This is a genomic window from Pseudoalteromonas sp. SG45-3, from assembly GCF_014164075.1.
GTDB classification, from domain to species: domain Bacteria; phylum Pseudomonadota; class Gammaproteobacteria; order Enterobacterales; family Alteromonadaceae; genus Pseudoalteromonas; species Pseudoalteromonas distincta.
In genome coordinates this window covers 10,855-33,221 of sequence record NZ_JACJEN010000002.1, presented here as the reverse complement: position 1 = coordinate 33,221, position 22,367 = coordinate 10,855, and the positions used below count along the sequence as shown (strand labels likewise).

Annotated in this window: 22 protein-coding genes; 7 read left to right on the top strand and 15 right to left on the bottom strand. The window is 39.8% G+C overall.

Annotation, left to right across the window (positions count from 1 at the left end; translation table 11 throughout):
- Nucleotides 1-2: 2 nt before the first annotated feature.
- The 7 genes from rplV to rpsJ are packed head-to-tail and all read right to left on the bottom strand — an operon-like array spanning nucleotide 3 to nucleotide 3,379.
- Nucleotides 3-335, bottom strand: a complete 333-nt coding sequence (gene rplV / locus H5126_RS02555) for a 50S ribosomal protein L22 (RefSeq protein WP_002957892.1) — start codon at nucleotides 333-335, stop codon at nucleotides 3-5.
- Between the two features lie 13 nt (nucleotides 336-348).
- Nucleotides 349-627, bottom strand: coding sequence for a 30S ribosomal protein S19 (gene rpsS, locus H5126_RS02550; protein WP_004588689.1), 279 nt, complete (start codon nucleotides 625-627; stop codon nucleotides 349-351).
- 15 nt (nucleotides 628-642) lie between these two features.
- Entirely contained in the window at nucleotides 643-1,467 is an 825-nt protein-coding gene (gene rplB / locus H5126_RS02545) for a 50S ribosomal protein L2 (RefSeq protein WP_002957895.1), read from the bottom strand.
- Nucleotides 1,468-1,482: 15 nt separating this feature from the next.
- Nucleotides 1,483-1,785: a 50S ribosomal protein L23 gene (gene rplW / locus H5126_RS02540; protein ID WP_002957896.1), complete on the bottom strand. Its 303-nt coding sequence runs from the start codon at nucleotides 1,783-1,785 to the stop codon at nucleotides 1,483-1,485.
- Nucleotides 1,782-2,387 carry a 50S ribosomal protein L4 gene (gene rplD / locus H5126_RS02535; RefSeq protein WP_002957897.1) on the bottom strand — a complete coding sequence of 202 codons (606 nt, stop codon included), beginning with the start codon at nucleotides 2,385-2,387 and terminating at the stop codon, nucleotides 1,782-1,784. Before rplD ends, rplW begins: the two co-directional genes overlap by 4 nt.
- Nucleotides 2,388-2,404: 17 nt before the next feature.
- Nucleotides 2,405-3,040, bottom strand: a complete 636-nt coding sequence (gene rplC / locus H5126_RS02530; RefSeq protein WP_002957898.1) for a 50S ribosomal protein L3 — start codon at nucleotides 3,038-3,040, stop codon at nucleotides 2,405-2,407.
- 27 nt (nucleotides 3,041-3,067) lie between these two features.
- Nucleotides 3,068-3,379, bottom strand: a complete 312-nt coding sequence (rpsJ, locus tag H5126_RS02525; protein WP_002957900.1) for a 30S ribosomal protein S10 — start codon at nucleotides 3,377-3,379, stop codon at nucleotides 3,068-3,070.
- A 417-nt stretch (nucleotides 3,380-3,796) separates the two neighbouring features.
- On the opposite strand from rpsJ, the gene plsB reads away from it, so the two are divergent.
- Nucleotides 3,797-6,235, top strand: a complete 2,439-nt coding sequence (gene plsB / locus H5126_RS02520) for a glycerol-3-phosphate 1-O-acyltransferase PlsB (RefSeq protein WP_182720355.1) — start codon at nucleotides 3,797-3,799, stop codon at nucleotides 6,233-6,235.
- Nucleotides 6,236-6,256: 21 nt separating this feature from the next.
- Here the strand turns inward: plsB and tesB are convergent, their stop codons facing one another.
- Nucleotides 6,257-7,114 carry an acyl-CoA thioesterase II gene (tesB, locus tag H5126_RS02515; protein WP_002957902.1) on the bottom strand — a complete coding sequence of 286 codons (858 nt, stop codon included), beginning with the start codon at nucleotides 7,112-7,114 and terminating at the stop codon, nucleotides 6,257-6,259.
- Between the two features lie 77 nt (nucleotides 7,115-7,191).
- On the opposite strand from tesB, the gene H5126_RS02510 reads away from it, so the two are divergent.
- Together H5126_RS02510 and H5126_RS02505 are read left to right on the top strand one after the other, a co-directional pair.
- Nucleotides 7,192-7,650, top strand: a complete 459-nt coding sequence (locus H5126_RS02510) for an EVE domain-containing protein (RefSeq protein ID WP_182720354.1) — start codon at nucleotides 7,192-7,194, stop codon at nucleotides 7,648-7,650.
- A 69-nt stretch (nucleotides 7,651-7,719) separates the two neighbouring features.
- Nucleotides 7,720-8,754 (top strand): cytosolic protein, encoded by a 1,035-nt coding sequence (locus H5126_RS02505; protein ID WP_182720353.1) that lies wholly within the window; start codon nucleotides 7,720-7,722, stop codon nucleotides 8,752-8,754.
- Between the two features lie 36 nt (nucleotides 8,755-8,790).
- On the opposite strand, the gene H5126_RS02500 is transcribed toward H5126_RS02505, so the two are convergent.
- Together H5126_RS02500 and H5126_RS02495 are read right to left on the bottom strand one after the other, a co-directional pair.
- On the bottom strand, nucleotides 8,791-8,988 hold the full coding sequence (locus H5126_RS02500; protein ID WP_149603303.1) for a PLDc N-terminal domain-containing protein: 198 nt from the start codon (nucleotides 8,986-8,988) through the stop codon (nucleotides 8,791-8,793).
- Nucleotides 8,988-10,055 carry a potassium channel family protein gene (locus tag H5126_RS02495; protein ID WP_182720352.1) on the bottom strand — a complete coding sequence of 356 codons (1,068 nt, stop codon included), beginning with the start codon at nucleotides 10,053-10,055 and terminating at the stop codon, nucleotides 8,988-8,990. Before H5126_RS02495 ends, H5126_RS02500 begins: the two co-directional genes overlap by 1 nt.
- A gap of 169 nt (nucleotides 10,056-10,224) precedes the next feature.
- Between H5126_RS02495 and H5126_RS02490 the strand changes: the two genes are divergently transcribed.
- Nucleotides 10,225-11,538 (top strand): short-chain fatty acid transporter, encoded by a 1,314-nt coding sequence (locus H5126_RS02490; RefSeq protein WP_182720351.1) that lies wholly within the window; start codon nucleotides 10,225-10,227, stop codon nucleotides 11,536-11,538.
- 102 nt (nucleotides 11,539-11,640) lie between these two features.
- On the opposite strand, the gene H5126_RS02485 is transcribed toward H5126_RS02490, so the two are convergent.
- Together H5126_RS02485 and H5126_RS02480 are read right to left on the bottom strand one after the other, a co-directional pair.
- Nucleotides 11,641-12,381, bottom strand: a complete 741-nt coding sequence (locus H5126_RS02485; protein WP_182695528.1) for a CPBP family intramembrane glutamic endopeptidase — start codon at nucleotides 12,379-12,381, stop codon at nucleotides 11,641-11,643.
- 291 nt (nucleotides 12,382-12,672) lie between these two features.
- A complete protein-coding gene (locus H5126_RS02480; RefSeq protein WP_182720350.1) occupies nucleotides 12,673-13,689 on the bottom strand; it encodes a metalloprotease in 1,017 nt (338 codons plus the stop codon).
- A gap of 166 nt (nucleotides 13,690-13,855) precedes the next feature.
- On the opposite strand from H5126_RS02480, the gene H5126_RS02475 reads away from it, so the two are divergent.
- Nucleotides 13,856-15,067 (top strand): EAL domain-containing protein, encoded by a 1,212-nt coding sequence (locus H5126_RS02475; RefSeq protein ID WP_182720349.1) that lies wholly within the window; start codon nucleotides 13,856-13,858, stop codon nucleotides 15,065-15,067.
- 32 nt (nucleotides 15,068-15,099) lie between these two features.
- On the opposite strand, the gene H5126_RS02470 is transcribed toward H5126_RS02475, so the two are convergent.
- Entirely contained in the window at nucleotides 15,100-16,176 is a 1,077-nt protein-coding gene (locus H5126_RS02470) for a hemolysin family protein (protein ID WP_002957910.1), read from the bottom strand.
- A gap of 84 nt (nucleotides 16,177-16,260) precedes the next feature.
- Between H5126_RS02470 and H5126_RS02465 the strand changes: the two genes are divergently transcribed.
- Nucleotides 16,261-18,756, top strand: a complete 2,496-nt coding sequence (locus H5126_RS02465; protein ID WP_182720348.1) for a S9 family peptidase — start codon at nucleotides 16,261-16,263, stop codon at nucleotides 18,754-18,756.
- 216 nt (nucleotides 18,757-18,972) lie between these two features.
- A complete protein-coding gene (locus tag H5126_RS02460) occupies nucleotides 18,973-19,677 on the top strand; it encodes a response regulator transcription factor (protein ID WP_002957913.1) in 705 nt (234 codons plus the stop codon).
- On the opposite strand, the gene H5126_RS02455 is transcribed toward H5126_RS02460, so the two are convergent.
- Nucleotides 19,674-21,185 (bottom strand): YifB family Mg chelatase-like AAA ATPase, encoded by a 1,512-nt coding sequence (locus H5126_RS02455; protein WP_002957914.1) that lies wholly within the window; start codon nucleotides 21,183-21,185, stop codon nucleotides 19,674-19,676. The genes H5126_RS02460 and H5126_RS02455 overlap by 4 nt on opposite strands.
- Nucleotides 21,186-21,219: 34 nt before the next feature.
- Nucleotides 21,220-21,834: a trimeric intracellular cation channel family protein gene (locus H5126_RS02450; protein WP_007587018.1), complete on the bottom strand. Its 615-nt coding sequence runs from the start codon at nucleotides 21,832-21,834 to the stop codon at nucleotides 21,220-21,222.
- Nucleotides 21,835-22,367: the final 533 nt, after the last annotated feature.

Here is a 22,367-nt window from a genome sequence, read left to right as displayed (position 1 = left end):
TCCTAGCTATCTGAAACCATAACAGTGATATGGCTTGTACGCTTAAGGATGCGATCTGCGCGTCCTTTAGCACGAGGCATAATACGTTTCATTGTAGGACCATCGTCCACAAAGATCGTTGTTATACGAAGCTCATCAATGTCAGCACCTTCGTTATGCTCTGCGTTAGCAATAGCAGACTCAAGTACTTTCTTAACTAATACAGCCGCTTTCTTAGGGCTGTACGCCAGGATTTCTAGTGCGCGATCTACAGGTAACCCGCGGATCTGATCTGCAACTAGACGTGCTTTTTGCGCCGAACCAGAGGCGAATTTATGTTTAGCTAATGCTTGCATTTATCTTCCCCTCTTATCGTTTCTTCGCTTTCTTATCCGCAGCATGGCCACGGTAAGTGCGAGTTGGTGCAAATTCACCTAGTTTGTGACCGATCATTTCGTCAGAAACGAAAACTGGTACGTGCTGGCGACCATTATGGACAGCAATGGTCAATCCGATCATGTTAGGTATGATCATTGAACGACGGCTCCAAGTTTTAATTGGCTTTTTCTCACCGCTTTCCAAAGCTTTCTCTACCTTCTTCAGCAAGTGTAGGTCTATAAAAGGACCCTTCTTGAGAGAGCGTGGCATGGCTATTCCTCAATATTACTTAGTACGACGACGTACTATAAATTTATCCGTACGCTTGTTCTTACGCGTCTTCGCACCTTTAGTCGGCTTACCCCATGGAGACACAGGATGACGACCACCAGATGTACGACCTTCACCACCACCGTGTGGGTGATCTACCGGGTTCATGGCAACACCACGAACTGTCGGACGAATACCACGCCAGCGATTTGCACCTGCTTTACCAAGTGAACGAAGCATATGCTCAGCATTGCCTACTTCACCTAGAGTCGCACGACAATCAGATTCAACTTTACGAACTTCGCCTGAACGAAGACGTAATGTTACATACTGACCATCACGAGCAAGGATTTGAACGTATGCACCAGCAGAACGTGCGATTTGAGCACCTTTACCTGGTTTTAATTCTACGTTGTGAACAGTCGAACCTACAGGCATATTACGCATTGGTAATGCATTACCAGGTTTGATTGGTGCATCAACACCAGACTGGATTGCATCGCCAGCTTTTAAGCCTTTTGGTGCGATAATGTAACGACGCTCACCGTCTGCATATAATACAAGAGCGATGTTTGCGCTACGATTTGGATCGTATTCTAAACGTTCAACAGTGGCTGGAATGCCATCTTTAGTACGTTTAAAATCGATTAAACGGTAATGTTGTTTATGACCACCACCGATATGACGAACCGTAATACGACCATTGTTATTACGACCACCTGATTTAGAGTTTTTCTCTAAAAGTGGTGCGTATGGCTTACCCTTATGTAGATCAGAGTTAACCACTTTAACTAGGTGACGACGGCCCGCAGAAGTAGGCTTACACTTTTGAAGTGCCATAATTCTATCCCCTTATTACTCGGCGCCGCCGACAAAGTCTAGCTCGCTGCCTTCTTTAAGAGTAACGTAAGCTTTTTTCCAGTCGCTACGACGACCGAAACGTGCGCCAGTACGTTTTGTTTTACCCTTAACGTTAAGTGTGCGAACACCCGTTACTTCTACTTCAAAAAGCTTCTCAACTGCTACTTTAATTTCAGCTTTAGTTGCGTCATTTACTACTTTAAAAACAATAGTATTGTTTTCTTCAGCAGCAATTGTGCTTTTTTCAGAGATATGTGGAGCAAGGATCACTTTTAAAAGACGTTCTTCGCGAATCATGCTAGCGCCTCCTCAAGTTGCTTAACAGCAGCGGCTGTAATAAGTACCTTATCGAAAGCAATTAAGCTTACAGGATCGATACCAGCTACATCACGTGTGTCAACCTTATAAAGGTTACGTGCCGATAAGAAAAGATTTTCATCTACTTCTTCAGTCACGATAAGAACATCTTTAAGCTCAAGTTCTTTAAGCTTAGCAACTAGTTCTTTAGTTTTTGGTGCTGCTAGAGCAAAACTTTCAACAACGATTAAACGCTCTTGACGAACTAATTCAGATAAGATGCTTTTAATCGCACCACGGTACATTTTACGGTTTACTTTTTGGCTGTGGTCTTGTGGTTTAGCTGCAAAGCTAACGCCACCTGAACGCCAAATTGGGCTACGGATTGTACCGGCACGTGCACGGCCAGTACCTTTTTGAGCCCATGGTTTTTTACCACCACCGCTTACTTCAGAACGTGTCTTCTGAGCACGAGTACCTTGACGAGCACCTGCTGCGTATGCAACAACTACTTGGTGTACTAATGCTTCGTTAAACTCACGTCCAAAAGTAGCTTCAGAAACTTCAAGACCGCCAGAAGCGTCTTTAATTGCTAATTCCATCACTAAATCTCCAGGACTTATGCTTTAACAGCTGGTTTAACGATAACGTCACCGCCAATAGCTCCAGGTACTGCACCCTTAACTAAAAGCAAATTACGCTCAGCGTCAACGCGAACTAGTTCTAAGTTTTGAGTCGTTACACGCTCAGCACCCATATGACCGGCCATTTTCTTACCTTTAAACACCTTACCAGGTGATTGGTTTTGACCGATTGAACCAGGAGCACGGTGAGATAGAGAGTTACCATGTGTAGCGTCTTGCATGCTGAAATTCCAGCGCTTAACACCACCTTGGAAACCTTTACCTTTAGAAGTACCGGTTACGTCAACCTTGTTGATTTCGTTGAATAATTCAACAGTAAGCTCAGCGCCTACTTCAAAATCGCCTTCACCACCGTTAAGGCGGAATTCCCACAGACCGCGACCCGCTTCAACACCAGCTTTAGCGAAATGACCCGCTTTAGCTTTGTTTACACGACTTGCTTTTTTAGTGCCTGCGGTTACTTGAAGCGCGTTATAACCGTCTGTTGCGTCAGATTTGATCTGAGCAATGCGGTTAGGTGTCGCTTCAATAACTGTCACAGGGATAGATACACCATCTTCAGTGAAGATTCGTGTCATACCCACTTTACGACCGACTAGACCTAATGCCATTTTCCTAAAACCTCTCTAATCTTTCGATTAACCCAGGCTGATTTGAACATCAACACCAGCAGCAAGATCTAAACGCATAAGCGCGTCTACAGTCTTGTCAGTTGGTTCTACGATGTCTATCAGACGTTTATGGGTGCGGATCTCGTACTGATCACGCGCATCTTTATTAACGTGCGGTGAAGTTAGTACAGTAAAACGTTCAAAGCGTGTAGGTAGTGGGATTGGACCACGTACTTGTGCGCCAGTGCGTTTCGCAGTTTCCACGATTTCTGCCGTTGATTGGTCAATCAAACGGTGGTCAAAAGCTTTTAGGCGAATACGAATGCGTTGATTTGACATTCTTAACCTCAATATAAAGAGCATATAAAAGAGCATAAAAAAACGACCGAAACAATCTTAAAACTTAAGATGTCGGCTGTTTGATTATATCTACGTTGAGTTCCAAATCGGAACTCCTGTTTATTAGCTTGAAATCCAAGCTTAATTTATCCTTTCTAGTTCCCAGAGGAATTTTGAAAGCCTGCGTATTATAGAGGTATTGGTGATAAATGCAACAACTATTTAGAAACAATGTAATGAATACTAATTTGATTAAATATGCGTCCATACATGTTCAATAGCTATACTTGAACTAATGCTTTTGATGCTAGTCAACAAACAACTAAACATCTTAATTGCGCAAACTAAGGGATTTTTAGATATTATGGTATCCTGTTGCGCTAATTTTGCCCTTAATACTCTCAATATGGTGAGTCGATGCGTATTTTTAATTATTGTTTAAATGTTATGTCTGCTGGATTTAGCCGCTTATTTGTGAAAAGCAAAGTGCTGCCAAAAAATCCTATTAAACAGTATGATCTAAACCCTGAGTACCCTACATTTTACATAGTGCGTTTAAATTCACGTTTTGATTTAGCCGCGCTGGCGCATGTTTGTAAAAAGAATGGCCTTCCAAGCCCAACAGAAGAGCAAGTGCTAGGGACTCAGAATTTAGACCGTTTTATTGGTATTAAAAATCCACCACCACTGTTTGGTGATGAAGCAAAACCAACCAATGCTTTAGCCCAAGGCAAGCAAATTATTGAGTACTTAATAAAAAGCGGTCAGCAAAACGTACAAGTGGTGCCTGTTACTATTTTATGGGGACGCGACCCAGGTAAAGAAAAGCCAGGATTACGTACTTTAATTACACACTCTCTAACTCCTAGCTGGTTTAGAAAGATTTTTGTGGTGTTGTTTTCAGGTCGCGATAACTTTATTCGCTTCAGTCAGCCTCTCGACTTATCGCTTTTAGTAAATGAAAAAGCTGACGTAAGTGAATTACCCCATAAGTTGTTACGTGTTGCACGCGTACACTTTAAACGTCAAAAACTTGCAGCAACTGGTCCTAAAATGCCCTCTCGCGAGCAATTATTTAATTCATTATTAGCGTCACCAACAATAAAAAAAGCAATTCAAGATGAAGCTAAAGCTAAAAATATTAGCCAAACCGAAGCCCGTCAAAATGCACTTAAACTGCTTGATGAAATAGCAGCTAATTACTCTGAGGCAATGATACGTGTGGCCGAGCGATTTTTAACTTGGTTATGGAATAAGCTTTATAACGGTATAGATATTAAGCACGCAGAGCAAATTCATGAACTAACAGATAAAGGCCATGAAATTATCTATATGCCGTGCCATCGCAGCCATATGGATTATTTACTACTTACCTACTCTATTTATCATTTAGGTTTAGTGCCGCCACATATTGCTGCAGGCGTAAATCTTAATTTTTTTCCTGCCGGAGGCATATTTAGACGCTCAGGCGCATTTTTCATTCGTCGCTCGTTTGCAGGCAATAAACTTTACTCTGCCATATTCAAAGAGTATTTAAGCCAGTTATTTATTAAAGGTTACTCTGTTAAGTTTTATACAGAAGGCGGTCGAAGTAGAACTGGGCGTCTGCTTCCACCTAAAACGGGTATGCTATCAATGACATTACAAGCAATGCTACGTGGAATAGACAGACCAATATCTATCGTTCCTGTATACATTGGCTACGAGCACGTAATGGAAATTAACACCTATCTTAAAGAGCTGGATGGAAAAGATAAAAAAGGCGAATCTATTTTTGGAATTTTTAAGGCAATCAAAAACCTTAAAAACTACGGTCGTGGTAATTTAAACTTTGGTGATCCAATCTCCATTAACCAATATTTAAATGATAACCAACCTGATTGGCGTGACTCAATACATCCTACCGATGTACAGAAGCCACAATGGTTAGCACCACAAGTGACTAGACTTGCTGACCAAGTAATGGTTAAAATTAATAATGCAGCGGCGCTTAATGCGGTTAACTTACTAGCGATGATATTGCTGGTTAACGATAAACAAGCATTGAGTAAACCAAAGCTATTAGCACAACTTGATTTTTATCTACGCTTACAACGCGACGCCAGCTACAGCGATAAAGTAACAGCCCCAGACGAAACACCAGAGCAATTACTAACGCATGCATTAAAGCTTAATAAGTTTGAAGTTATAAGTGATGAATTTGGCGAAATTATTACTATTAGCGATAAAGAAAAGGTATTGTTTAACTACTACCGAAACAACATATTGCACTTGTTTGCAGTTCCAAGCTTAATTGCACTACATCTATTTAAACAACACAGCACAACTATTGAGCAATGCCAGCAACTTGTAAAAACGTTTTATCCGTTATTTGCTAAAGAATGGTACTTACAGCCTCTTGATGAAAACTATATAACGCGTATTTTAGCTAATTTTGCTGATCAAAATTTAATTGAGTTTGATGGCGATAACATTCATATAACGAACAGTAATGACTGCTTAGCTAAGCTAGAAATGCTTGGACGAGCGCTTAGCTTTACTCTGCAACGATACGCTATTGTAATTGGTTTTATTCAAACAAGTGATGGTATTGAAAAAGCAGAATTAGAACGAGAGAGCCAAGTGCTTGCACAGCGTTTAGGTACACTGCATGGTATTAAAACACCTGAGTTTTTTGATAAAAAAGTACTTGTTAGTTTTATTGAAAACTTACGTGGCGAGTCATTAATAACAGAGGGTGATAAAGGTTTAGTAGGCAGTACACAACTATGCGAAACCTACGCACACCTTAAAACATTACTGCCAGCACGCGTCTGGCAGTCAATCAGCGATATAGTACAAGATCAGTGTAACTAGTACTATATCTAAAGAAGGCGGTTAGCGCTGGCGCATAACCCCTTCTTGCATTGTTGAGGCAACTAAGTTGCCTTGGCGATCAAAAAACTGTCCACGTACCAAACCACATCCATTACTCGCACTTGGACTATCAATTGAATACAAAATCCAATCATCCATTCTAAATGGGCGATGAAACCACATTGCATGATCAATAGTAGCTACCTGCATATTTGGCTGCATAAACGATACACCATGGGGTTGCAATGCTGTTGGTAAAAACTCGAAATCAGAGGCGTACGCTAATAAGTAATTGTGGATGCGCTGATCGTCCGGCATTTCACCATTAGCTTTAAACCAAATATGCTTTACCGGCTCCATAACTTCTGGTTTAAACGGGTTATGAAAAGTAACTGGTCGCATTTCAATTGGCATTTCACGCGTAAACTTATTACGGATGACTTCAGGGATATGCGAAGCGTTATCTTGATAAAACTCAAGCGATGAACGTAACTCTTCAGGTGCAGGTACATCAGGCATTGTTGCTTGATGCGACAAACCATTTTCTTCCCCCTGGAATGACGCTGTCATATAAAAAATTGGCTTACCGTACTGAATCGCTTTTACTCGGCGAGTACTAAAGCTCTTTCCATCGCGAATAGTTTCTACGTCGTAAACTATAGGTTTAGCTGGATCGCCTGGGCGTAAAAAGTAAGAATGCAATGAGTGAACTATACGCCCCTCAGGTAGGGTTTCTTTAGCGGCAGAAAGCGCCTGCCCCATAACTTGACCGCCAAACACAGCACCAAAGCCTAAATCTTGGCTTTGTCCTCGATATAAACCTTGCTCAATTTCTTCAAGTGTTAACAACGACAATAAATCATCTAATACTTGGCTCATTATTTCTTCCTCATTACCCTAGTAACCAAATGATACTATACAATAGTGGGAAGTAAATATTTGTTAGGACTACTGTTATGGCTTACTGGCTTTTTAAAACCGAACCCGATGCCTTTTCGATTGATAATTTAAAAAATGCACCAAAACAAACTACACTTTGGGAAGGCGTGCGTAATTACCAAGCGCGAAACTTTATGCGTGATGGCGTTAAAGTTGGTGACTCAGTCTTGATTTATCATTCAAGCTGTAAACACGTAGGCGTAGCGGGTATTGCCGAAGTGACACACGAAGCTTACCCAGATCCTACTCAGTTTGATTTAAGCAGCGACTATTACGATGCCAAAGCCACCAGCGATAAACCACGCTGGGTTGCTGTTGAAGTTACTTACCAAAGCCATTTAAACAAGTTGGTTAGCCTTAAAGATATTAAAGCGAATAATAATATTACCGAAATAGCACTTAAAAAAGGCGGACGATTATCAATAATGCCTGTTACTAAAAATGACTGGGATGAAATAATCAAAATGGCGCAGTAACGCCCTCTCGGTTTGACCTGATTTCATTGAGTTTGATATGATCTACGCTGATTTATAGCTGGAGGATTAATGAAATTACTGTATTGGTTAGATGAATGGTTAACTCTCCCGCGCAATGAGCAACAAACTCAATTACCCATGACGGGTAGTGACTTACTCGGCGATGTATTTGTTAAGTATGATTTTGTTGACGTTAATAAACCCCTGCTTTTTACCTTCTCCCCTGCTGGCACTAACGTGCAAGAGCAAGATCTTCACCCTGATTTTGCACCATGGGGTTATCACTTAGCTCAAAAACAAAACGTAAACGTAATCGCTTTTCAGCATTTAGGTAAAAGTAATTGGTTTCGTAATCGTAATTTAATCTTTTTTCTCGAGCAATTATCAACATTACTTACGCCGTTTAATTGTCGACTTGGCTATGGTTTAAGTCGTGGCGGATTTGCTGTTGGCGCTTTTGCTAAACTATTAAAGCTAAATCAGGTGTTGTTCTTCCATCCGGTAAGTACTAAAAATAAAGAATTAGTACCGTGGGATGACCGCTCTAGTACCGATATAGCTCAGCAGTTTGATTGGGAGCAAGATTATCACGATCTAGATTTAGGAGATGCCCAAGGCTATATTATTTACGATCCTACTAATCGTATAGACCGAATGCACGCTAAGCGCTATAAGCAGTTAACTCACTTACGAGTATTTGGTATGGGACATGGCACACATGCCACATATTTGAATAAGTTTGGATTTTATAAGCAAGTAGCCGTCGATTTTATCCAGCATCAGCAAATTGATATTGCGCAGTTTCGTCTGCAAACTAAAACCTTACGTTTTAAAGAGGATTATTACAAAAGCCTTAATAAAGCGAATGTAAACTCAGCTCACCGTCAAACACTATTAAGCAAAGCTCATAATATTTTGATTGATGAAAAAGAAGTTCACGTACAGGAACATCAGGCAAAAATTGATATTCAGCCATTAATAGATGTTGCCCTCAAGCATCAAGATGAGCATCCTAATGATGCCATTCAGTTATTAGAAGTTGCTCAACAACTTGTACCTGACGATCCTTTAATTGAGCATAAAATTAAGCAACTAGAAGAGTAGTTACGCCAGTAAAAGCGGCTGTAAAGGCCAACTACTCTATTTGGCCTTTTTCTTTTTGTGCCCATACTTGGGCACAATGGCAAAGTACATCATTAACCCTAACCAAGAAAATATAATTATTCCCATTAGCCAGCCATTCTTTTCATGACCCTGTGTACGCCTACTGTTGAGTACAATAACGACAGGTAATATATAAGCACTTAAAACAACAATTAAAAATACAACTTCATTCATTATTTTTCTAGGCTCGACCAGTCTACTTCACTACTTAATACTCGATCTACCGATATATAGTGCAGAATATCGCCTTCACTTACTTTGTAATCTAATGGTGGATTTAAATCCATATTTTGCGCACTTAAATTATGAGCAACACCCAACAGTATTGCATCATGCTCAAGCTTAAAATGATGAAACAAAGTACCAAACTCCATATCTTTGCAGCCGCCTGGTATTTTCAAACTAAATTGTGTATCGCCGTGCAAAGTAGATAGCAGCTCCTCTTGCACACGGCTCGAACCTGGATCTTGCATTGAGCGTACGAGTATCTCAGCTGATTTTGCACTACTACACTCTACATTTTGGCAATGCTCTAACATCATCTCAACTTTGGTTTCATCCAAAAAGTGAGCACTTATATGACAATCATCTTTTACTAAGCGACTAATGCGCAGGGCTGTTGTAAATGTTTGGTCGTCATCTTGCCCATCAATAATCACCTTATCGGCACGGCGAATAGCTACACGCTCTAACTCTCCTATGTTTGTAAAACTAGTTAAACGTGCAAAATCGACGCTTTCGTTAGCTAAAAAAGGATGATCCATTTGCTCGGTTACCGCGAGTAAAATACGACGATCGGTTCGCTTCGTATCTGCCAAAATGTAATCAATCATCTTTTTTGTACGAGTGTCGTGCCAACCAAAAATAATAATATGGTGGTTACTGTGGGCAAAGTTTTTATCACCAGTCATAGCGCGCCTAATTAAGTAAGTAACTGTCTGTCCTGCTTTTCCTAGCAAGACACCAAATAAAGCTAAACCAAATGGAATTTGTATTAATGCAACCACCCAACGACCAAGATCAGTAGTTGGACTAAAGTCACCATATCCCACTGTTGATGTTGTTACTGTGTAATAGTAAAAAAAGGTAGTAAGCGAGGTTAACGCTTTCTCATTCGCTATAAATAGTAAGCTCCATGTTAATAGCATATGAGTCAAAATAGCTAATGCCACTGCTTGCCAACTCAACTGATCTATATGAGCGCGAACAAGTAACGCTAGCCTTTTAAATATCACCGGCATAATACAAAGTCTTCGTTAGTAAATTATCTATAAACAGTACGTTACTGTAAGCGATGCTTTTAAGCAATGTTTAAGCTTTTAACCGCAAATATAAGACTAAATGCTGTTTGCCAATGGTGATTTTTCATGATTAATTAGCGTTAAAATAATAACCAAAACAGTTGTGCTTATGCTTAATAAAATAGCCCGCCCTTTTACTAAAATTGTAGAGCGCTATCTTCCCGACCCTTTTATATTTGTAATTTTACTTACAATAATTACTCTTGTCAGTGCGAGCTTATTTACAACCGCAACCAACATTGAAGTATTACAAGCGTGGGGAGGTGGTTTTTGGAACTTATTAAGTTTTGCTATGCAAATGCTACTAGTGTTAATTACAGGCTATATGCTGGCAAGTACACCACCTATAAGTAAGTTATTAGAAAAACTAGCAACATTTGCAAGCACCGCACCTAAAGCAATTATATTAGTAACGCTTATTTCGCTTTTAGCGAGCTGGATAAATTGGGGATTTGGCTTAGTTATTGGTGCCCTTTTTGCCAAGGCAATTGCTAAACATACTCGTGTTGATTATCGATTATTAGTAGCCAGCGCTTACTCAGGTTTTGTTGTATGGCATGGCGGATTAGCCGGTTCGATTCCTTTAACTATCGCAACCGATGGCCACTTTTCAGAAGCCAGCATTGGTATTATTAGTACAGAGCACACCTTATTTGCGGGCTTTAATATAGCCATATTAGTTGGTTTATTCATTATTATGCCGCTCGTTAATCGCTATATGCTGCCAAGCGAGCAAGAAAGCGTATATATCGACCCAGCTCTTTTACAAGAGACAACACCTAAGCCCACAACAATAACCAGACCTGCCCAACATTTGGAACAAAGTAAACTACTCGGTATGACAATTGGCTTATTAGGTTTGGCATATTTAGGCTATTACTTCTTTATTACTGGCGGAAACTTAAACCTTAATAGCGTTATTGCCGTATTTTTGTTTTTAGCTATTACGCTGCATCAAACACCCCATAATTTACTTAACAGTCTGCAACAAGCAATTCCAAGCGGGGCTGGCATTGTTATTCAATTTCCTTTTTATGCTGGCATTATGGCGGTAATGGTTGATAGCGGATTAGCACAACAGATATCACGTGGCTTTATTGCCGTTGCAGATGCTGATAGCTTGCCATTTTTTAGTTTTATAAGTGCAGGACTCGTTAATATGTTTGTACCCTCTGGCGGCGGCCAATGGGCAGTACAAGCGCCTATTGTTATACCCGCAGCGCAAGAGCTAGGCGCCGATATATCGCGCGTTGCAATGGCTGTAGCATGGGGCGATGCGTGGACTAATTTAATTCAACCTTTTTGGGCACTACCCGTATTGGCTATAGCAGGCCTAAAAGCAAAAGATATTATGGGGTTTTGTGTTGTGCAGTTGTTTATTACAGGGGTGTTCATTGCATTGATGCTAAGTTTTTATCCGTAAGTATTTTGGTAATAAATAGGCGCGATTTTATTTCGCGCTTGCTAGCTGCAAACCAAAAAGAACTAAGCAAGAAAATAAAGCTAACTGGTAAGTAATTTAATATCACCAAATAATTTCACCTAGTGCTAATAAATTACAGATCATGTGAGCGATAATGCAATACCACAGATTACCCGATAAATGACGAATTAACCCCACCAAGCAAGAAAATACAAACAGAGAAATAAAAATTTCAACTTGATCATACTGCCCATGTATCAATGTAAACACAATACTTGAGATAATAATTGCGCCACTGACTCCTAAAGCGGTTTTTTTCAGCCTATAGAATGCCACTCCTCGAAAAATCACCTCCTCATATATAGGCCCAATAAGTACTACTGCTAAAAGCAGCATAATTTTGGCTAAAAGCGAATTTGTTTGTGCTTCAACTTCTAACATAAAATCTGGCAAGGCGACTTCCATAAAACCAAAAAGCCATTGTTCCAATAAAACGTAAGCCGCTGTTAATAACATTGTGATGATTAAAGGAAAAAGAGCCACTTTTTTTATTGCTAAGCGCCCAATAACTTCGCTTTTATTTTGCGCATCAAGAGTAGGCTTTAAAAATGGCAGTGTAAGTACAGCAGTGAGGAAGGTAGATATAAAAACTAAGCCGGGATTCGAATCTAGTTGCTCTAAATGTGTAAGGTCATTTAACAATAATGCCCCACCACCCGATAAAAAAATAATCAAGTATGAGGCCATTGGGAGCACCAGTACAAAAAAGGCTAACCAATAAAGCGTGTACAATAAAGATTCCCCTGTGCTTTGATTTACTTGTTGTTTTATCGCATCATCCATAATTTTATCAGCTCACGGCTTATTGTTATTTTTCATTCTGAGGGATAGTACCATATCAATTCCCCCATTAAGAAACAAATCAAAACTAACATCTTGCTATCGCCACACAAGCTAAAATAAACACAATTAATTTTATTCAGAGTGGTTGGGCAAGCGTAATTGCCCCTGTTAAACGCCCACTTTACTGAGCGACAGCTTCCTTTCTAAACAACAAATGCACAAAAACCTTAAAAGCAACGTACAAAAAACAGCATAGTGAGCGAGATTTGAGCTACCATGCTGTTATTATTGCTAGCTCGATAAAATAGTCATCGGCAGGCTCAATATTGGATTTTCTGAATCGGCAAAGTGCATCATTACAGCTACATGCCCAGCTACTACAATTGCATACATAACTGCTGAAAAGCCTTGGCCATATTTATCTAGTGGCATTAAATGGGAGTAATGTCGGCCTCGCCATTCAAATACAATTTCCAGCGCACCTACAAACAAAAAGAATACCAGTAACATTAAACCAAATGTATAACTAAGCCATAAGCCAAATAACACACCGAGTAAACACACACTTAAACCAACCCAAGAGCGCATAGAAAAGCTGATACTTTTCAATACATGTCCGCCATCAAGGGGTAAAATGGGTAGTAGGTTAAATAAGTTAAGTAGTGCGCTTAATACCGCAACACCTGCAAAAATGTCCATCTCCGTGGCGTAATACAAAACCACGCCCAGTACAGAGGTGAATAAGCCAAATGCAGGACCCATTAATGATATAACCACATCTTGCCAGCGAGTTGTTATTTTATCGTCGCTTACAGCAAGCCCGCCTACAAAGGGAATAAGGTAAATACCTTTGGTTTTTATGCCAAAGTATTTCATGGCTCTTACGTGCCCATATTCATGTACTACTAAACACGCAATAAGCATCAGCGCAAATTCGATGCTAAATAGCCACGCATAGCCAGCAACAGAAGCCCCTGCAAGCACTACTTTAATTACCTTAGCGCTTTTAAAAAGCTTAAAACCTAATGCAGCTAGCCCTAAAAAGCCTTTTTTAGGTGAGCCATTTGTAGGTGCTGGTAGCGCAAGTTGTGTTGCAAATTGATCATCTACAAAAAGCGAAATGCTTTGCTCTTCGACTGCCCCTGTATCGATACCTATTTTTTTATTGTCGTAAGTAAACTGATAGTAGTTTTCACGAGGGTTATCAAAGGTAATGGCTTGTTGCGCGTGAAATACCTGCACAATTTTTTGCCCAGACACCATAAGCGAAAATGGTTGCTCGGCTAAAGTAAGATCTATTCTTATCATAATTAAGACCGTTTAAAATAATGGCGCTAGTATACCTAATCAGCTTAAAAACACGAGTGAAGGTGCTAGGTAACTATTTTCAAAATAAAAGTATTTGATACTGACAAAATAAAAAAACACTACTACTTTTATAGTAACTCCAAGCGATACATTGAAAGGGATAACAGTGGACAAAATAGTGCCTAATATTTTAGTTGTTGACGATTCAAAAGCAATTTTGATCGTTATGGAAGCTATACTTAACGAATTGGGTATGTCTAACACTATAACTACGTGCCTGAATGCAAAAGAAGCTCTTGAAAAAGTTAAAGAGGATATCAACTACTTTGATGCTATTTTTACTGATCTCAATATGCCCGAAATGGACGGCATGGAACTAATCCGCCACTTAGGAGAGTTACATTATCAAGGCGGTATTATAATTGTTTCTGAAATGGACCATAAAGTTATTAGCTTAGCTGCCAATCTCGCGAAACAACATAACGCTCACCTCATTGGTAATATTTCAAAGCCAGTGCAACTGTCTCAGGTTAGTAGGTTACTTATTAAAGTGGCGCAATTAAACAGCCACACTTTATTAAAAGAGTCAGCCATTTCAAAAGATGAGCTTATTGAAGCATTAAAAAATGATGAAATAACGCCTTTTTATCAACCAAAAATAAACGCTGATAACAATAGAATTGAGAGCGTTGAAGTATTAGCGCGTATTCTATCAAGTAAAGACGGCAATATTATTTTACCTAACCGTTTTATAGGTATTGCCGAGCAACATAACTTAATTAATCAAATTACATTTTCTCTTTTTGAAAAGGCCACCAGCGAATTCAAAAATATGAAAGCGCAACTAGGTCATGATTTTAAGATGGCATTTAACTTATCGCCAACTCAGCTCGACGACCTAAACTGTCCTAATAAATTACTACTCATATTAGAACTAAATCAACTCACGCCTAGTAATATAATTATAGAAATAACAGAACAACATGCACTCTCAAGCCTCATGCAATTAGAAACACTAAACAGATTAAGAATGCACGGCTTTGGTATATCGCTAGATGACTTTGGTGTTGGTTTTACTAATATGAATCAACTTCGAAACCTTCCTTTTACTGAAATTAAGATAGACCGCTCACTCATTAGCCATATAGAAACAGATTTATTTTCTCAAGTGGTTGTAAGTTCGTTATTTAACATTACGAGTAAAGATAATTTAGATTTAGTGGCAGAAGGTGTTGAGCGCCCAGAAGAGCTCGTTTATTTAAGGCACTATAAAAGAAAACTAGCCATACAAGGTTTTTTATTTAGTCGTCCTAAACCACAAAACGAATTTATATCTTGGGCTAAAGATTGGCTGAAAACTGATGGCAGCCCCGCTTAAAGCGGTATTAATATTTAATCGGGGCTGGTTAACTAATTATCACCCCGAGTGTGTTTATCTTCTTCACTGACTATATGCGCACTACTTGCTAAACGTTTGTGCCAACGCTGCCTTGCTACTGCGCGCATATTAGTAGATTGGTCACGCTCATCTACAATCTCTAGCCCCATTAAAGCTTCAATCATATCCTCTAGCGTTACAATACCTTGCACGTCACCGTACTCATCTACAACTAGGCATATATGCGTGCGCTTTGTTAAAAGAGTTTGCAGTAACGACGATACGTTCTGAGAAGTTGGTACGGTATAAATAGGCTTAATCAATTTGCTAATTTTGTAATCGGTGCCTAAGCGGTGAAATGCCAGCATAATATCGTTTTTATGCACAAACCCAACGATATCATCGGCATCTTTATCAAATACCAACACTCTAGAAAACGATGACGACCCATGTTCATTTAAATACTGATTAACTGTTAAATCTTTATGGATTTTGAAAATAACAGTTCGCGGCGTCATTAAATCACATAATTTTGCATGCTTAAAATGCAACAAATTACGGATAATATCAGATTCATCTTGGTGTAATGCTCCCGACTCCGTGCCTATATCTGCCATTGCCTCTATCTCTTGACGAATATAGTAAGCCTCATCGTGCTTTGGACCCATTAAATTTGTTAGCTTTTGAGCAAACCATACAAAAGGCTTTAGCGATATAACTAAAAAACGCAAAGCGTAGGTAACACTTGGGGTTAAAGCTCGCCAGTAATTAGCCCCCAAGGTTTTAGGTATAATTTCAGAAAGAATTAATACAAGAAATGTCATGATGGCTGATGCAATACCTACAGCCGCATCGGAAAAAACGACAGCCGCTTGTGCACCAACTCCCGCTGCACCTGCAGTATGGGCAACTGTATTTAAAGTTAAAATAGCAGCTAAAGGCTGATCTATATTGTTTTTAAGCTTTTCGAGCTGTTTAGCAAGCTCAGGGTGTTTTTTTCTAAGTGATGCAACATAGCTGGGCGAAATACTTAATAACACAGCCTCCATCACAGAACATAAAAACGAAATAACAATCGCCACTACCATATAAACTATCAGTAAAGTCACTTTCTCTCCTCTATATTGGATATGTGAGCATGGTAACAATACATGCTATATTTGGCCAAACTTCCAATAATAATAGGCATAATAATGAAATTTAGCGCACCATGGTGTCATCAAAATAAGCTATTTAAGTACGCAGCAGCTCTTTTAACGCTTAGCAGCTTAAGCTTTGCTGCAATAGCGGCACCATTGGATAAATCAAAAATTCAGTTTATCGGCCCACTTGCCGAAGATATGCAGTTAAAGCCTTTTCAGACACCTCATGGCAGTGCGATTATTAACAACCTATTGCCACAACTACAAGCAGACACAGATAGTTTTTCTGTATTTGGGAAAAAACAAAACTGGCAACCGTTTAATAAAATCAATGCGCTCACTTTAGGTGGGTTACAGGCACTAAAATTTAATATTGAAACAACCCGCTTTACGCAAGGTACGCTTACCTTAAAAGGGATTGAGCAAGGGCAGTTATTTATTAATGGCGAACTACAAACAGGCGATAAAAATAGCTATAAGTTAACTTTAAATAACAGTACTCACACTGTTTTAATAGTAGCCCAGCAAGTAGCTAATTGGCACGATGTAACGCTTGATTTTGCTCCAAAGAGCGACATTGATAAAATTACGCTCAGCACTTCACACATAAAACGTTTATCTGCAAAACAACTGTTTGATGCTCCTACCATTAGCCAATTATCACTCGCACCTAATGCCAAGCAGTACGTTACTACCACTCGCACTTATAGCGATAAAACACAAAATCAAGCAAATACAGTTACTGTACTTAAAGATTCAGACAATCAAACGCTTTATCGCTTTGAAGCAGGCCAACCAAGTAACATTATTTGGAGTCCAGATAACCAATATTTAGTGTATTTGTTAAATGGTGAGCTTAAACAACTTAACCGTAAAAACCTCTCAATAAAAACATTAGCAAACGATTTAGAAGGAGCTAATGGCTTTACCTTTTATAACGACACCAGTCTTTTGTTTAGCTGGTCTAAATCACCTGAGAGCACTAACAGCTTAACCAAGCACTATAAAGGTCTACAAGATCGCTGGTCGTATGCACGTACCACCAGCCAAATTTATATGCTTGATACTAAAAGTGGTTTAACAAAAGCACTTAGCCAAGGTCCTCTTTCTTACAGCCTTGAAGATTCAAATAGTAACCGTGGCAAAGTATTAATGAGCCGCCCAGTAATGGCAATGCAGGCATCAACCCACCCTGAAACAGAGTTAGCCGAACTCGATTTAAAATCAAACAAGCTTTCATCGCTTGGTAAATTCAAAACGTTTAATTTAGCCAAATACGCAAATAAAGATATTTATGTAGTTGCAGGCCCGGACTTTAAAAATGACGCAGGCAGAGCACTACCAAAAGCAATGCTTGCTAATAACTACGACGGGCAACTTTACCTACTTACTGAAAGCGGTAAAAACGTAAAAACACTCAGTAAACAATTCGACCCCGCTATTGGCCAACTACACGTTTTAGAAAACGGCGATGCGCTCATTAAAGTAACAGAGCAAGACACTCAACCACTTTACCTATTTGATTTAAGTAAACAGCGCTTTAAAAAGTTAAATACAGGATTGGATATTGTTGAACAATTTAGTTACTCACACGACCGTAATACCGATATTTTATTAAGTGGCACTAACGCTTTAACACCACAACAACTAAAGCGCCTGAACGTAAGTAAAAATAAAACAGATTTAATATGGGATTCAAAACCAAGTAGCTATGCAAATACACGACTCCCTACATTAGAAGAGTTTAATTTTAAAAATAAACATGGGGTTGAAATAACGGGCCGTGTTTACATTCCAAGCAATTTAGATAAAACTAAAAAGCACCCAGCGCTCGTGTATTACTACGGCGGTACTTCACCAGTTACGCGTGGTTTTACAGGTCGTTACCCGTTTAACTTATGGGCAGAAAATGGCTACGTTGTTTATGTAGTGCAACCTACTGGCGCAACAGGGTTTGGACAAAAGTTTTCAGCGCAGCATGTTAATGCCTGGGGCGACTACACCGCAGATGATATTATCGAAGGCACACAAGCCTTTTTAAATAAATACAACTATGTTGATAGTAAAAAAGTAGGTAACTTAGGGGCATCGTACGGTGGCTTCATGACCATGTTATTGGCAACTAAAACCGATATATTTAGTGCTTCAATAGCTCATGCGGGTATTTCTAATATTACCTCGTATTGGGGTGAAGGTTGGTGGGGCTACTTATATTCTGGCGAAGCATCAAAAAATAGCTTCCCGTGGAATAACCCTGAGCTTTACAGCCAACATAGCCCTGTATTTCATGCCGACAAAGTAACAACACCTATGCTACTTCTTCATGGTGATAGCGATACCAATGTACCTGTTGGCGAAAGCTTAACAATGTACACTGCACTTAAACTGCTTAATAAGGACGTAGAGTTAATCGAATACAAAGGCGCCGACCATCAAATTTTTGCACGCGACAAACGATTTGATTGGTGGAACACTATGCTCGCATACTTTGATAAAAAGCTAAAAAACGAGCCTCAATGGTGGGACTCGATGTATAAAAATGACTGAGCCTGAACCTTTAAAATAACGACTTAATACAGATTTATTAATAGTAGAATTAATTATTTAGCACCTTTTAATTAGTCTAAAGGTGCTAACCTCATCCTCTAATAACGTCTTATACACCTTTGAAATATTAAGTTACTTAAAACTAATAAACCCCCTTCTCAGCATTTACCTAATGGTGCTACCATACAGAGCTATAAGCATTCAAAATAAAGTACTATGGCTATTAATGTTTTATTGGTTGAAGACGATGAACTACTCGTTAAACGCATCCAAAATCACTTTGCAGATACCGAATTTACAATAGAGGTAGACCCCACTGGCGCTGATGCACTTAACATTGTAAGGCAGCGGGTAAACCTGCGCGGTGCTATATCATTAGCCATAATTGACATTGTCTTACCAAAGCGCGACGGGCTTCAGCTCGCAAAAGAATTAAACACACTGACCGATATTGGCGTTATTGTATTATCGAGTCGTGACTCCCAAGCCGATCGTATTGCAGGTCTTGCACAAGGTGCTGATGACTATATTTGTAAGCCCGTCGATTTACTTGAGTTAGAACTTCGCATGCGCGCGCTCTATAAGCGTGTTGCAGTTAACCTAGAAGACGACGAAAGCGAAGAGTTTATAGAATATGCTGACTTTAAGCTTCATCCTGATAACCGCACATTAATTACTGCTGCGGGCGTTGAGTCACGCTTAACTGAAGCCGAACATAAAGTGCTTATTTGCTTAATTAGTAATGCAGGTAAAGCCACATCCCGTGAAAAAATATCAGAAGAAATAGGCCAGCCCGATTGGAGCCCAAACGATCGTACTGTTGATGTGCTTATTGGTCGTTTACGTAAAAAATTAAATGACGAAAAAGATCAAAAACGCATCGTTACCGTACGCGGTAAAGGCTATATGCTTTCTATTTAATACTTAGTTAATTGCGCAATAAGGCGCTCAAATGCGCGGTAATTAAGTGCTTCTTTAAGCTCATTTAAACTAATGTTTTCAGCGCCTTTTAAATCACTAATAGTCCGCGCCACCTTAATTACTCTATGGTAAGAGCGTGGCGATAAAGACAACTTCTCGCTTGCTCTAGCTAAAAATTGCAACTCTGCAGGCGCAAGTTCACAGTGCACACTCATTTCTTTATTATTAAGTCTCGCATTAACCTTACCTTGGCGTTTTAGCTGCACATAATAAGCAGCCTCAACTCTTGCTCTAACCTCAGCACTGGTTTCCTCTGGTTTGGTACTTTGTAGTTCAACGCTCGTTAGACGAGGTAGTTCTATTTGCAAATCAATACGGTCAATAAAAGGCCCCGACACGCGTGATAAATAACGCATAACTTGATCGGGAGTTGCCCGCTTATCAGTATGGCTCCCCGTTGGGCTTGGGTTTAATGCTGTAATAAGCTGAAACTGCGCCGGAAACTCCATTTGCCTAGCTGCACGTGAAATAGTAACCGTACCGGTTTCCATTGGCTCACGCAGTGAATCAAGCACCTTACGCTCGAATTCCGGTAACTCATCTAAGAAGAGCACACCGTTATGTGCCAGAGAAATTTCACCAGGTTTGGGATTCGAAGAGCCCCCCACCAAGGCAACAGCTGAACAAGTATGGTGTGGATTACGAAATGGCCGCTGTCGCCAATTAGTTAAATCTATGGATTGCCCAATAATAGAGTAAAGCGCAGCTGTCGAAATAGCTTCATCGTCCGACATAGTAGGCATTATAGTTGCCATTCGCTGGGCCAGCATCGATTTACCAGTACCTGGAGGACCTAAAAATAGTAAATTATGCCCGCCAGCTGCAGCAATTTCGAGTACTCGCTTTGCACCGGGCTGACCTTTCACATCGCTTAAATCGAGTAAAAAGTCAGGGGCTTGTGTGCAGTCGGGATACTCTATATTTAATGGTAAGGGTTGTTGATTAAGTAAATCCCCCCACACTTCTTGAATAGAGCTTACGGCTTTGCGTTTAACGCCATTAACTAGGCTTGCTAGGCTGTCGTTTGCAAGAGGTAAAAAGCAGCAACGATCTTGCTCTTTTGCAGCAAGTACCGAAGGTAAAATAGCGTTTACACCACGCACCTCACCATTAAGAGCAAGCTCACCATAAAACTCGTACTTATGAATATCAGGGCACACTATTTGCCCAGAGGCGACTAAAATACCCACCGCAATAGCAAGATCAAACCGGCCGCCATCTTTTGGCAAGTCGGCTGGGGCTAAATTTACGGTTATTCGTTGATCGGGAAAACCAAATTGAGAGTTTTCGAGTGCGCTACGCACTCTGTCTTTTGATTCTTTAACGGACGCTTCGGGCAGGCCTACAATATGAAAAGCGGGTAACCCATTTCCTAGATGAACCTCTACAATAACTTCTGGGGCATTTATACCCACTTGAGCACGAGAAAATATACGAGCTAACGACATTCCTTATCCTAGTAAATGGTGTGATTACACCAGTTTAGTCAGGATATTTAAAAACGTGTAATGTGATTTGCCATTTTATAGCAGCCAAACGAAGCAATAAGGTCATTAACATACCTAATACCATCGCCATTTCGGTTACTAACGAAAAACTAATGCCAAGCGTATAAACAGTGCCACCCGCTATACAGGTAATAGCGTAAAGCTCACCTTTTAATAGCATAGGGATTTCGCGTGCAAGCACATCTCGAATTAATCCACCAAAGCAGCCTGTAATTACAGCCATAATTACCGCAGTCATATCGGGCATACCAACAAGCTGCGCTTTTTGCGCCCCCATTACTGCAAAAAAAGCTAAACCAAACGCATCCGCTGTTTGTAAAATATAATGAGGTATCGGCTTTTGTTTATTTATAAGGCGCGTTGTAACAAATACTGAAGCTAGTATGGCAAAAAAGTAACTTTGATCGTGTAACCAAAAGACAGGAACATCTAAAATTAGATCTCGCACTGTACCACCACCAATAGCAGTTACCGTCGCTAAAACTACGACCCCAAAGCCATCCATTTTTTTCTCGTACGCTAGCAAAGTGCCCGATACAGCAAACACCGCAATGCCTATTAAATCAAACCAGTGGTAAAGTTCAGTCATATTTGTAACAACCTAAAAATATTTGTGCCGTTTTAACACAAACCAAACAAGGTTTTAAGTAATAACGATTTATTTTAAGAAGTTTATAACATTTTAAAGTGTATCTCAGGGGGGCGGGAGCTTGCGCTTATGAGAAGTGAATGCCTCATGCAGTGAAGATGATCTTTATCCTATAAGCTAAATCACCACACTCATCAAGTTTTAGACATAAAAAAACACGCTTTAAGCGTGTCGTTTCATTCTTATTTATTTCAGTGGTTGCGGGAGCCTGAAGTTATAAAAGGTGAACCGACGACCTTCGGGTTATGAGCCACAATATACACACTAAATTTTAGACATAAAAAAACACGCTTTAAGCGTGCCGTTTCATTCTTATTTATTTCAGTGGTTGCGGGAGCCTGAGCTTATAAAAGGTGAACTGACGACCTTCGGATTATGAGCCACAATATACACACTAAATTTTAGACATAAAAAAACACGCTTTAAGCGTGTCATTTCATTCTTATTTATTTCAGTGGTTCCGGGAGCCTGAA